Raw genomic sequence first — 12,018 nt, forward strand, 5'->3', positions numbered from 1 at the left:
TCGGGAGCAGTATCGTTCGAGACGGGTCGACACACACCCGGAGGTGAGGCAGGGCGATGACGACCATCGTCGTGGGTTATGTGCCGAAGGCGGAAGGCCGTGCGGCCCTTCGGCGGGCAGCGGAGGAAGCGACGCTGCGAGACGCCAAGCTGGTGGTGGTGAACTCGCATCGGGGCGGGCGCAGCTTCGACAGCGACGAGGCGGCGGCCAGTGACGCCGCGCTGAGCGAAGTACGGGAGCAGCTCGACTCGACCGGTGTGCCCTACGAGGTACGCCAGTTGGTGCGTGGCCTGGACCCGGCGGAGGACCTGGTGGCCGTCGCCGAGCAGGTGCATGCGGAGTTCATCGTGATCGGCCTGCGGCGCCGGTCGCCGGTCGGCAAGCTCATCCTCGGCAGCAACGCGCAGCGGGTGCTGCTCGATGCTCCGTGTCCGGTGCTGGCCGTGAAGGCCGAGGAAGGGGAGGACTGAGGTGACGTCGACACGCAGCAGGAAGCTGTGCCTCGCGCAACAGCCGGACGCCGACGAGATGCTGAGCAGAGATCCGTTCGCCCTGCTGGTCGGGATGTTGCTCGACCAGCAGATCCCGATGGAGCGCGCGTTCGCGGGCCCGGTCGCGATCGCGCAGCGGATGTGCGGTCCCTTCGATCCCGCCACGGTCGCGCACTACGACCCGGACGCCTTCGTCGAGGTGGTGGCCGGCCCGCCCGCGGTGCACCGGTTCCCGACCGCGATGGCCGCCCGGATCCAGACCCTGGCCAAACACCTCGACGAGCAGTACTCCGGTAACGCCTCGGGCCTGTGGTCCGATGTGAAGTCCGGGGACGACCTGCTGGCCAGACTGTCGGCCCTGCCGGGCTTCGGCGCGCAGAAGGCGAAGATCTTCGTCGCGCTGCTCGGCAAGCAACTGAAGGTGCGGCCGCGTGGCTGGCGCGAGGCCTCCGAGCCGTACGGCGAGGACGGCGCGTACAAGTCCGTCGCGGACGTGATCGACGTTGCCTCACTGGTCAAGGTGCGGCAGTTCAAGCAGGAGCAGCAACTGGTCCGGCAGCGGGTGGTGGCCCGGCCGCTGCGGAGGACCCGCAACGGGTGACGACGACGCGTGGCAGCGGTGACAAGGGCCCCCGGAAATACGCTCTCCGGGGGGTCGTGCGACGCCTGAGCTTGGTTCGCGGATTACAATGGACTGTTGTCGCCGCCTGACCAGCGAGCAGCCGCACACCGCAGTACCCAAAAGCTCAGCTTCACAACGTCGTACCGTCGTACAAACCCTGCGTCAGACGAGAGGTAATTCGTGTCGTCCAGCTCGTCCGAGAACCTTCCCGCCGAACCGGCTAGGGCCGTGGCCGCCGCCACCGTCCGCAGTACGGCTCAAAGGACCAGCGCCCGAGTCACCGACCCCGCAGCCAAGAAGGCGGCGGCGAAGAAGGCGGCGGTGAAGACCGCCGGCACCAAGGAGGACGGTATCCCCGCGAAGAAGGCCGCTGCCAAGAAGGCTACGGCGAAGAAGGCAGTGTCCGAAGCGGGTGTGGCGATCGACCCGAAGACCGGGAAGCCGCGCGCGCTCGACGACGTGGACGAGTCCGACTTCAGCCCGGAATCGGTGAAGCCGCTGGAGAAGGAGCTCACCGAGGACCAGGGCTTCATCGTCTCCGAGGCCGACGAGACCGACGAGCCCGAGCAGCAGGTGATGGTCGCCGGTGCTACCGCCGACCCGGTCAAGGACTACCTGAAGCAGATCGGCAAGGTCCCGCTGCTGAACGCCGAGCAGGAGGTCGAGCTCGCGAAGCGGATCGAGGCCGGCCTGTTCGCCGAGGAGCAGATCGCCGACGAGGAGGCCAAGCTCAAGGAGAAGGTCCGCGACGAGTACGAGTGGATCTCCGAGGACGGCCGCCGCGCCAAGAACCACCTGCTCGAGGCCAACCTGCGCCTGGTGGTGTCGTTGGCCAAGCGGTACACCGGCCGCGGCATGCTGTTCCTGGACCTGATCCAGGAGGGCAACCTCGGTCTGATCCGTGCGGTCGAGAAGTTCGACTACACCAAGGGCTACAAGTTCTCGACGTACGCCACCTGGTGGATCCGGCAGGCGATCACCCGGGCGATGGCCGACCAGGCCCGCACCATCCGGATCCCGGTGCACATGGTCGAGGTCATCAACAAGCTGGCCCGTGTCCAGCGGCAGATGCTGCAGGACCTGGGCCGGGAGCCCACTCCGGAGGAGCTCGCCAAGGAGCTCGACATGACCCCGGAGAAGGTCATCGAGGTGCAGAAGTACGGCCGCGAGCCGATCTCGCTGCACACCCCGCTCGGTGAGGACGGCGACTCCGAGTTCGGTGACCTGATCGAGGACTCCGAGGCGATCGTCCCGGCCGAGGCGGTCTCGTTCACGCTGCTCCAGGAGCAGCTGCACGCGGTCCTCGACACGCTGTCCGAGCGTGAGGCCGGCGTGGTCTCGATGCGCTTCGGTCTCACCGACGGCCAGCCGAAGACCCTGGACGAGATCGGCAAGGTGTACGGCGTAACCCGCGAGCGGATCCGCCAGATCGAGTCCAAGACGATGTCGAAGCTCCGGCACCCGTCGCGTTCGCAGGTCCTCCGGGATTACCTGGACTGATGTCATGACGCAGTGGATCGCCAGTGCGCTTGCGCTGGTGATCCCTGTGGTCGACACGGCTTCTCTGGCCGCCGCCGTACTCACGGCGGCGGCCTTGCTGTTGGCGCTGGTGGTCGTCGCGCGGTCGTCCGCGCCCACCGCCACGCCGCTGCTTGCGCGGGCCTCGTCGGTCCGCGACCGGGCCGAGCAGACAGTATTCCTGCGGCTGCGTGATCCTGACGCCGCCGGTCGGCCACGCCCACGAGCACCGGGACGGTAGCGCTCCACCTCGCTACCTGTTCCTACTCACTCGTGGAGTTCTGCTGTGCCTTCCTTCCTGGAGGCACCGGTCGCCGGTGCCTATCACTTGCTCACGTCCCTCGTGGACACTCTTCAACCGCTGACCGGCGCGTACGCCGCCGTCATCGCGATCGTCCTGTGCACCCTCGTCGTACGACTGTGTCTCGTCCCGCTGAGCGTGCGGGCGCAGCGTGGGCTCAAGGCCCGCGCCGCGATGATGCCGCAGCTGAAGCAGCTGTCCGAGAAGCATCGCGGCAATCCCGAACGTCTGCAGCGTGAGGTCGCGAAGCTGCAGGCCGAGTCCGGTACGTCGTTGTTCGCCGGGTTCCTGCCGATGCTCGCGCAGTTGCCGTTCTTCTGGCTGATGTACACGCTGTTCTCCCGCACGGTGGTGGCGGGGGAGTCGAACCAGCTGATCAGCGGGAGCCTGCTCGGTGCGCCGCTCGGCGTGCACTGGCCGGTCTTCACCGGTACGCCGGCGTTCCTCGTGGTCGCCGTACTGCTGGCAGTCGTCGCATGGTTCTCGGCGCGACTGCAGGTGCGCCAGCTCGAGGCGTCGGCGACGGCCGGGTCGCCGGTGTCCACGTGGTCGCGGCGGATCGCTCGGCTGCTGCCGTACGGGACGCTGCTGACGGCCGCCTTCGTGCCGCTCGCCGCCGGTCTGTACCTGTTGACGACGACCACCTGGACGGTCGTCGAACGCACCGTCCTGCAGCGCTAGTTGCTTCGGGCAACGGTGTCGGAATTGTCCGTTGCGGTCCGCCGAAGCGTTCTGATACCGTCTTTATTAAAGGCGGTTACATATCAGCTTCAGGGGTGCGATGGACGCCGTACGAGGACCCGCTCAGGCAGAGCGAGCTGCCAACCAGGTCGCCTGTCTGCGTTTCCTCGACGACGCCGGTGAGGCCTGCACGGTCGGCGAGCTGAGCGCCGGGACCGGGCTGTCCCGACCGACCGTGCACGCCGTTCTCGACGACCTGGTCGGGGCCGGGCTGGTCGTGTCCGCGAGTCCGGCGACGGCGGGTCCGGGGCGGCCGGCGCGAGCGTTCCGGTTCGTCCGCGACTCAGGCCTCGTCGCCGGGGTCGACCTCGGGCCGCGGGGTGCGCGGGCGGTGATCTGCGATCTGTCCGGCCGACGGTTGGGGTACACCGAGCTGCCGGCGGAGGGGCCGTCCGACCTCTCGCTCATTCCGCGGGCGCTGGAGGCTGCGGGGGAGTCGGTCGACCTTGGGCGGCTGCGCGCGGTCGGGCTGGGGCTTCCTGGGGTCGTCGAGGCCGACGGTCGGCTGCGCGCGAGTCTCGCGATGCCCGACCTGGTCGGGCTGCCGGTCGGTGAGCTGATCGCGAAGGAGCTCGGTCAGCCCGTCGTGGTCGACAACGACATCAAGCTCGCCGCGCTCGCCGAGCAGCGCGGCGGCGCCGGGCGTGGGTACTCCGATGTCGTCTACCTGCAGATCGGTCATCGACTATCGGTGTCGATCGTGCTCAACGGAGTCATCCGGCAAGGGCGTCACCGCCTTGCTGGAGAGCTCGGGGCGCAGCGCGGGATGCGCTGGACGCGGAACGCGCAACGCGGGCAGCTGGTCTGGTCCGCGCGGCCGACCGGCGCCGAGGTGCTGAGCGCCGCGGCGGCCGGCGACGCCGGTGCACAGGCCGAGCTCGCGGACTTCTGCGCGCAGATCGCGGCCAGGATCGCGACCGTGCTGCTGGTCGTCGACCCCGAGATCGTGGTCGTGCGCGGCGGGCCGGTGCAGGACAGCACCGCGCTGCTGCGGCCGCTCGAGGCCGCGATCGAGAAGGAACTGGTTTTCCCCGAGCATCCACCCATCGTCGCTTCGGCGTTGGGACGTGAGGCAGTGGTGCTCGGGGCGGTCGGCACCGCGTTCGACCGGTACAGCTCGGCAATCTACGGCGTCCACGACTATCCGAGTCCGTGGCACCGGATCACCCATGACGTCTCTGACGAGACTGAGAGGACCACGAAGTGAAGCTAGGAGTCAGCTCATACTGCTTCCGCCAGCTGATGGTGAGCGGCGAGATGGACCTGATCTCGGTTCTGGACTGGGTCGCGGCCTCGTCGGCCGGGCACATCGAGGTCGCCGCGATGGACGGGGAGTACTACCTGGAGAACCCGGACGTCGTGAGTGCTGCCGCGAAGCACTCGGCCGACATCGACGTACCGATCGTGAACTACCTGGTCAGCGGTGACCTGCGGTCGGCCGACGAGAAGGAGATCGACCGGCTGCGCCGGCAGCTCGACATCGCGCAGGCGTTCGGCGCCGGGGTCTTCCGGCACGACGTGGCGCCGTGGGCGTGGCGTGAGGAGAACCCGGGGGAGTTCGAGTCGACGTTCGCGAAGGTCGTCGAGGGCTGCCGCGCGGTCGCCGACCACGCCGCCGGGCTCGGCATCGTGTCGACGATCGAGAACCACGGCTTCTTCATGAACGGCAGCGACCGGCTGGCCCGCCTCGTGTACGAGGTCGACCGCCCGAACTTCCGGGTCACCCTCGACCTCGGCAACGGTCTGTGCGTCGGCGAGGTGCCGGGCAAGACCGCGGCCGGCCTGATCGACGTCGCGGCGTCGATCGGTGTGAAGGACTTCCACATCCGCCGCTCGGCCGGCGACGGCTGGCTGAAGACGCTGGCCGGCGACTACCTGCTCGGCACGGTGTCGGGTCACGGTGACGTGGACCTGCCGGGCCTGCTCGCACTGGTCGCGACCAAGCCCGACGTACCGGTGAGCCTGGAGTTCGAGGGTATGGAGGCGCCGCTGCCTGCCATCGAGCGCTCGCTCGCGAACATCCTCCGACTGACGGAAGGCAACGCCTGATATGACGACGCGGATTGCAGTGATCGGGCTCGGCTCGATCGCTGTCGAACACTTGGGCGCGTACCAGCGCAACCCGCAGGCCGAGCTGGTCGCCGTGTGCGACGTGGACCTGGAGCGGGCGAAGGCGCGCGCCGAGCAGTTCGGCGTGGAGCGGGTCACCGGTGACGTCGAGGAGATCTTCTCGGACCCGGACATCGACGCGGTGAGCGTGTGCGTGCCGAACACCCTGCACGCCCCGATCGCCGAGGCGGCGCTGCGGGCCGGCAAGAACGTCCTGGTCGAGAAGCCGATGACCGTGACGGTGCCCGAGGCCGAGGCGCTGGTGAAGGCGGTCGAGGAGACCGGGAAGGCGCTGCAGATCGGGTACGTACGGCGGTACGCGCCGAACGCACTCGTGACGAAGCGGTTCCTGGACGCCGGCGAGTTCGGTGACATCTACGCGGCCCGGGCGACGCTGCTGCGGACGGCCGGGAACCCCGGTGGCTGGTTCGGTGACGTGGAGCTGTCCGGCGGCGGTCCGCTGATCGACCTCGGCGTCCACATCATCGACCTGTGCTGGTACCTGATGGGGATGCCGAAGCCGGTGTCCGCATCGGGTGCGACGTTCGCGCCGCTGGGTGCGCGCGACAACATCCAGAACCTGACCCGGTACAAGGCCGCGTCGGCGGCGCGGCCGAACACGGTCGAGGACTACGCGACGGCGCAGATCCGGTTCGAGGGCGGGGCGGTTCTCGACGTGGACACGTCGTACTCGTTGCACGCCCGGAACGAGATCAGCGTCCGGATCCACGGCGAGAAGGGCGGCGCGGAGATCGAGCCCGAGCTGCTGATGGTCACCGAGCGGCACGACACGCTGCTGCACATGCAGCCGCAGATCGACTCGCTCGGCTTCGACTTCAAGGTCGGCTTCGCGAACCAGATCGACCACTTCCTGCAGATCTGCCGCGGCGAGATCCCCGCCGACGCGACGGCCGAACAGGGCCTGCAGATGGCCCGGATGCTGACCGCGATCTACGAGTCGGCCAAGTCCGGCGCCGAGGTCCGCATCGACAGCTGAGCACGTGCGGTCGCCCGGGGCTCTCACAGTTCCGGGCGACTGCCTCAGAGTTCGCGGGGGCTAGGGCGACCGTTCGCACCGCGGTTGTTGACCGCGCTGTACCGCATGCCGGGGCGCACGGGCGATTCTCCGGTCGGCGGGGGCATTTGAAGCCCCTGCCCGGCACCCGGCACCCGGCTGCTGGTTCGGCGGGAGTCCTACCTGCCTCGCCCGCAACCCGTCCCGCAGTGCCGGATCGGCGGTTTGAGCCATCATCTGTTGTTGCGTAGCTCGAGCGGCTGCCAGCTGCTGAGTCACCCGTTGCTCAGCCGCAGCGCTCCGCTCCGGCGTCATCTCGACCCGCCCACCCTGCTGCGCCGCCGGAGCGGAGGGCTTCGTTGGTCTCCTGCACGCGGCGGGCTTGCTTTTGCTGCTCCGCCTGCCGGTCGAGCTCGACGGAACGGCGCTGCTGTTCCGCCCGCTGGTGGTTGAGCTCCGCCTGCTGGCGTTGGTACTCGGCGATCGCCGCGGTCATGTCGACCTGGGTCGGCCGTTGCGGGTCGTCGTCCTCCACCGGCCCGTCGTAGTCGTCGTCGGCGTCGGCGTGCAGGAGGGCGTCGGGATCCTCCTCCCGCGGGTACAACCGGTCGATCTCCTCGTCCGTCAGCTCGTGGATGGGAGGACGGTCGTCCACGCGTGCCGGCTCCGCTCGCACCTCCTCGGCCTCGCGGATCCGCGGTCTGTCGAACGACGCCATCAGTCAATCCCTTCGCCGTCCCCCGTGGCTCAACCATAAGTTGAGAGCGGTGCAGACCGGTTCCGGACGCGCTCAGGGACGACGGAGGCGGGCCTCGAGGCCGTCGAGGGTGCGTGCGAGGCCGTAGCTGAAGGTGTCCTCGCTGCCCGCTTCGAGGTCGGCGCCGCTGTTGGCGGCGTACAGCGCGCGGAGGTGCGGGAACGGCTCGGCGGCGCGGACCGCGGCCGGCCAAACCTCTGCCTGCCACGCGGCCATGTCCTTGCCGCTGCGCTTGAGTTTGCTGACCGTCGCGGCCTCTACCGACGCGACGCCGATCACGTAGCCGAGCACCGTGGTCGACGCCTGGTCGGCCTCGGGCAGCTCGAATCCGGCCGCCAAGTAGATGCCCAGCGTGTCGTCGGAGACCCGCATCAGGTTCGGTCCGAGGTAGTTCATCCCGACGTCCGCGAGCGTCGGCGCGACCCACGGGTGCCGGACGATCATCGCGCGCACGCTCCGCGCCGCCGACTCGGCCGCCGCGCGCCACTGCGCCGGCTCGACACCGGTCGGTACGTCGATCTCGCCGTACACCTCGTCGACGACGAGTTCGAGGAGTTCGTCCTTGTTGGCGACGTGCCAGTAGACCGCGGTCGCGACCGCGCCCACGGCCGCACCGAGCTTGCGCATCGTGAGTGCCTCGAGTCCGTCGGTGTCCAGCAGCGTGATCGCCGCCGTGACGATCTGCTCCTGGGTCAGCGCGGGTTGCTCGCGTCGCCGGCTGCGCTTCGGCCGGGTCCAGACGGACGTGTACTCCTCGGGCGCCATCGTCGTACCTCCTCGTCGGTGGTCAGCCTAGCCGAATCTTGAACACTGTGCAGGACTTGACCAGCGTTCAGTTTTAATTGCACACTGTTCAAGCAAACTGAACGGTGTTCAATTCAAGGAGGTGCGGGATGGCCGCTCGGCATCCGCGCAGGTGGCTGATTCTGATCGTGCTCTGCCTGAGCACGATGGTGCTGGTGCTCGACAACGGGGTGCTGAACGTCGCGATCCCGGTGCTGACCGAGGATCTCGGGGCGAGCGCGCAGGAGATCCAGTGGATCGTCGCCAGCTACATCCTGGTGTTCGCGGGCCTCCTGCTGACCGCGGGCAGCCTGTCCGACCGGTACGGGCGCAAGAAGGTGATGATCGTCGGCCTGGCGATCTTCGGTGCCGCGTCCCTGGTGGCGACGTACGCCGGAAGTCCGGAGACGCTGATCGCGGGACGGGTGCTGATGGGGATCGGCGGCGCGATCGTGATGCCGAGCACGCTGTCGATCGTGATCACGGTCTTCGACGACGAGGAACGCCGCAAGGCGATGTCGATCTGGAGCTCGGTGCTGATGGTCGGGCTGATCGGCGGGCCGGTCCTCGGTGGGGCGCTGATCGCGAGGTTCTGGTGGGGCTCGGTGTTCCTGATCAACGTGCCGGTCGTCGTACTGGCGATCGCTGCCGCGGTGATCCTGATGCCGGAGTCGAAGGGCCCGTGGCGCAAGCCGGACCCGGTCGGAGCGGTGCTGTCGATGGTCGGGCTGGTCGCGCTGGTGTGGGTGATCATCGAGCTGCCGGAGCACGGGGTGTCGTGGCCGATGCTCGCGCTAGCAGTGGTCGGGCTGTCGTTGTTCGTGGTCTGGGAGTTGCGTACGCCGGTGCCGATGGTGCCGCTGCAGCTGTTCCGGGACCGGAACTTCAGTGGCGGGAGTCTGTCGCTCGTGCTGCTCCAGATCGCGAACGGCGGGCTGATCCTGGCGCTGACGCAGTACCTGCAGTTCGTGCTCGGTTTCTCGCCGACGAAGGCCGGTCTGGCGATGGCGCCGATGGCGGTCGCGGTGATCGTGGTGAACGGTATCGGCGCGACGCTCGGTCAGAAGATCGGGAACCGGCCGCTGACCGTCGTCGGCCTGGTGGTGCTCGCCGGCGGCTTCTGGGTGATGTCGAGACTGTCCGCGGACGACGGGTTCGGGATGGTCGCGCTGGCGCTGGGGGTGTTCGGCATCGGGGCCGGGCTGGCGCAGCCGGCGGCGACGGCGGCGCTGATGAGTGCCGTGCCGCACGAGCACGCAGGGGTCGGCGCGGCGCTGAACGACACCGTCCAGCAGGCCGGCGCGGCGCTCGGGATCGCGATCCTCGGGTCGACGCTGGCGAACAACTTCACCGCGACGATGCCCGAGTCCGCGCCCGCCGAGGCGCGCCGGTCGATCGGCGAGGCGTTGGTGGTGGCCGCGGCGTCCGGTGACAACGCGCTGGCGCAGGTCGCGCAGACGGCCTTCGCTCAGGCGATGTCGGGAACGTTCGTGGTGAGCGCGGTCGCGGTCCTCGGATCCGCGGTGATCGCTCTCGCGCTCCTGCGGGACAAGAAGACTCCGGACCGGGAACCGGTCGCTGTGTCAGCTGAGTAGTGCGGTGGTGAGGGTGTCGGCGTTGGCGTCCAGCCAGGTCTGGCGGGCGCGGATCTTGTCGCCGACACCCTCGCTCCACATTCGCGCCCAGCCGCCGCCGAGGGTCTCTGCGCGGTACTTCATCGTGTGCCAGGCGCGCTCGTTCAGCGCGATGGACAGGCTCAGCACGCGACCACGGTCGGCGGTCGAGAGGCCGTAGGCGTCCGCGAGCATCCGGCAGCGGCGCGGCCGGTCCAGCCCACGAAACTCCGGGTCGAGGTCGTCGTCGGCACCGAGTGGCGCCCACCACAACATCAGGTTCACGAACTCCCGGGCGCGACTCACCGGCCGGGCCAGGTCGAAGTCGATCAACGCGTACGCGCGGCCCTCGCGGAACACCACGTTCTCCGGCGTCACGTCCTGATGCCCGACGACCTCGGGCGGATCATCCAGGTCCGGCAGTCCGGGCGGCTCGATCGGCGCCGGCAGGTTCTGCGGAATCCCGAAACCCTCGACCGCGTCGTCGTAGGCGCGCAGCAGTTGGGCGACCGAGACCATCCGCTCCTCATCAGCGATCCACTGCGGCCGCGGGCGTCCCGCGACCTCGCCCTCGACGTACGTCAGTCCGTGTCGGCCGGCCGAGTCGACGCCGAGAAACCGCGGAGCTCCCTCGAAACCCACCTTCTCGAGGTAGAGCAGAACGTCCCGGACCAGCTCGGCGCGCTCGCCGGGTGGTCGCCGGACCGTGTCGCCGACGCGCACCAGACCCTCGGTCACATCGCCACCGAGCAGCGGAATCTCTTCGCCGTCCTCGAGCACCACAGTCCTCATTCCGTTGGATGAAACGTTTGTCTGCCTACAGAACACATAGAGGGGTAACGTGCCACGATCCGCACCCGATCGGAGGCACACAGTGACCGCCACGACTGTGAAAGCACCACCCGGAGCGAGCCGCACGAGGTACCTGATCCTAGGGCTGGCCTTCGTCGGACTCTCACTGAATTACCTCGACCGCGCGAACCTCAGCGTCGCGCTGCCGTTCATCCAGGACGACCTGCACCTCGAGCTGAGCAACGCCGAGAAGGGCCTGATCCTCGGCGCCTTCTTCTGGGCGTACGACGGGGCGATGCTGGCCGCCGGCTGGTTCGCGGACAAGGTCGGCTCGCGGAAGGCGTTCACGTTCGCCGCGGTCTGGTGGAGTCTGGTGACCGCGCTGACGCCGCTCGCGCGCGGGTTCTGGTCGCTGTTCGCGTTCCGGTTCGCACTCGGCGCGGGCGAGGCGCCGGCGTACCCGAGCGCGACCAAGGCCGCGTCGCGGTGGTTCCCGGCGCACGAGCGGGCCTTCGCGAGCGCGGTCATCGACTCCGGTTCGCGGGTCGGGACGGTGTTGTCGCTGCCGGTGGTCACCGGGCTGATCGCGTTGGTGAGCTGGCATTTCTCGTTCGTCGTCCTCGGTGTCCTCGGGATCATGCTCGCGGCGGTCTGGTACTGGTACTACCGCGACCCGATGGAGCATCGGCACGCGAACGCGGAGGAGCGCGAGTACATCGCGTCGAACGGTGCCCGGCTCGAGGACAACGACACCGAGGCCGGCGCGCAGGTGCGCTGGCGGGACCTGTTCAAGTACCGCACGATCCGCGGGATGATGCTGGGCTTCTTCTGTCTCAACTTCGTCATCTACTTCTTCCTCACCTGGTTCCCGTCGTACCTGAAGGACGCCCGCGGGCTCGACCTGGCCGAGCTCGGGACCCTCGGCACGCTGCCCGGTATCACCGCGATCGCGGGCGGCTGGATCGCGGGCATCGTCGCCGACCGCCGGATCCGGGCGGGCGCCGACGTGACGCGGGTCCGCAAGACGGTGATGGTCGGCGGTCTGCTCGGCGGCGCAGCGATCGTGTTCGCGGCGCCGGCCAAGTCGGTGTACGTCGCCCTGCTGTTCCTGGCGATCTCGTACGCGAGCCTGGCGATCGCGGCCACGGGAATCTGGTCGTGGGGGGGGGGGGGGGGGGCGGCGGGGCCCGGCCCCCCCCCGGACGGGCGCCGCCCCACAAACACAGGCGACCAACCCGGGGCGCACACCCCCGACAGACAAGGGCCGCGGGGCGCG

The 12,018-nt window shown here is 69.0% G+C and carries 13 protein-coding genes; 10 read left to right on the plus strand and 3 right to left on the minus strand.

Going from position 1 to position 12,018, the window contains the following annotated elements:
* The first annotated feature begins 56 nt into the window (after positions 1–56).
* The 8 genes from ACWGID_RS36730 to ACWGID_RS36765 all read left to right on the plus strand — a co-directional run bounded on the left by ACWGID_RS36730 (position 57) and on the right by ACWGID_RS36765 (position 6,779).
* Positions 57–470 (plus strand): universal stress protein, encoded by a 414-nt coding sequence (locus ACWGID_RS36730; RefSeq protein WP_452203974.1) that lies wholly within the window; start codon positions 57–59, stop codon positions 468–470.
* Between the two features lies 1 nt (position 471).
* Positions 472–1,092, plus strand: a complete 621-nt coding sequence (locus ACWGID_RS36735; RefSeq protein WP_452203975.1) for an HhH-GPD-type base excision DNA repair protein — start codon at positions 472–474, stop codon at positions 1,090–1,092.
* Positions 1,093–1,293: 201 nt separating this feature from the next.
* Positions 1,294–2,613: an RNA polymerase sigma factor gene (locus tag ACWGID_RS36740; protein ID WP_452203976.1), complete on the plus strand. Its 1,320-nt coding sequence runs from the start codon at positions 1,294–1,296 to the stop codon at positions 2,611–2,613.
* A gap of 4 nt (positions 2,614–2,617) precedes the next feature.
* Entirely contained in the window at positions 2,618–2,872 is a 255-nt protein-coding gene (locus ACWGID_RS36745; protein ID WP_452203977.1) for a DUF6412 domain-containing protein, read from the plus strand.
* 45 nt (positions 2,873–2,917) lie between these two features.
* Positions 2,918–3,613, plus strand: coding sequence for a YidC/Oxa1 family membrane protein insertase (locus ACWGID_RS36750; RefSeq protein WP_452203978.1), 696 nt, complete (start codon positions 2,918–2,920; stop codon positions 3,611–3,613).
* Between the two features lie 100 nt (positions 3,614–3,713).
* The gene (locus tag ACWGID_RS36755; RefSeq protein WP_452203979.1) at positions 3,714–4,880 is read left to right on the plus strand and encodes an ROK family protein; all 1,167 of its coding nucleotides are present in this window, start codon (positions 3,714–3,716) and stop codon (positions 4,878–4,880) included.
* Positions 4,877–5,722, plus strand: a complete 846-nt coding sequence (locus ACWGID_RS36760; RefSeq protein WP_452203980.1) for a sugar phosphate isomerase/epimerase family protein — start codon at positions 4,877–4,879, stop codon at positions 5,720–5,722. Before ACWGID_RS36755 ends, ACWGID_RS36760 begins: the two co-directional genes overlap by 4 nt.
* Before the next feature lies 1 nt (position 5,723).
* Positions 5,724–6,779: a Gfo/Idh/MocA family protein gene (locus tag ACWGID_RS36765; protein ID WP_452203981.1), complete on the plus strand. Its 1,056-nt coding sequence runs from the start codon at positions 5,724–5,726 to the stop codon at positions 6,777–6,779.
* A 304-nt stretch (positions 6,780–7,083) separates the two neighbouring features.
* Here the strand turns inward: ACWGID_RS36765 and ACWGID_RS36770 are convergent, their stop codons facing one another.
* Together ACWGID_RS36770 and ACWGID_RS36775 are read right to left on the minus strand one after the other, a co-directional pair.
* A complete protein-coding gene (locus tag ACWGID_RS36770) occupies positions 7,084–7,515 on the minus strand; it encodes a hypothetical protein (RefSeq protein ID WP_452203982.1) in 432 nt (143 codons plus the stop codon).
* Positions 7,516–7,587: 72 nt separating this feature from the next.
* The gene (locus ACWGID_RS36775) at positions 7,588–8,319 is read right to left on the minus strand and encodes a TetR/AcrR family transcriptional regulator C-terminal domain-containing protein (protein ID WP_452203983.1); all 732 of its coding nucleotides are present in this window, start codon (positions 8,317–8,319) and stop codon (positions 7,588–7,590) included.
* 128 nt (positions 8,320–8,447) lie between these two features.
* On the opposite strand from ACWGID_RS36775, the gene ACWGID_RS36780 reads away from it, so the two are divergent.
* Entirely contained in the window at positions 8,448–9,932 is a 1,485-nt protein-coding gene (locus tag ACWGID_RS36780; RefSeq protein ID WP_452203984.1) for an MFS transporter, read from the plus strand.
* Here ACWGID_RS36780 and ACWGID_RS36785 read toward each other — a convergent pair.
* Positions 9,921–10,742, minus strand: a complete 822-nt coding sequence (locus tag ACWGID_RS36785) for a phosphotransferase (RefSeq protein WP_452203985.1) — start codon at positions 10,740–10,742, stop codon at positions 9,921–9,923. The genes ACWGID_RS36780 and ACWGID_RS36785 overlap by 12 nt on opposite strands.
* An 82-nt stretch (positions 10,743–10,824) precedes the next feature.
* Between ACWGID_RS36785 and ACWGID_RS36790 the strand changes: the two genes are divergently transcribed.
* Positions 10,825–12,018: MFS transporter (locus ACWGID_RS36790; protein ID WP_452203986.1), on the plus strand; the 1,194-nt coding region annotated here is incomplete at its 3' end.

This window comes from Kribbella sp. NPDC054772 (assembly GCF_053611945.1).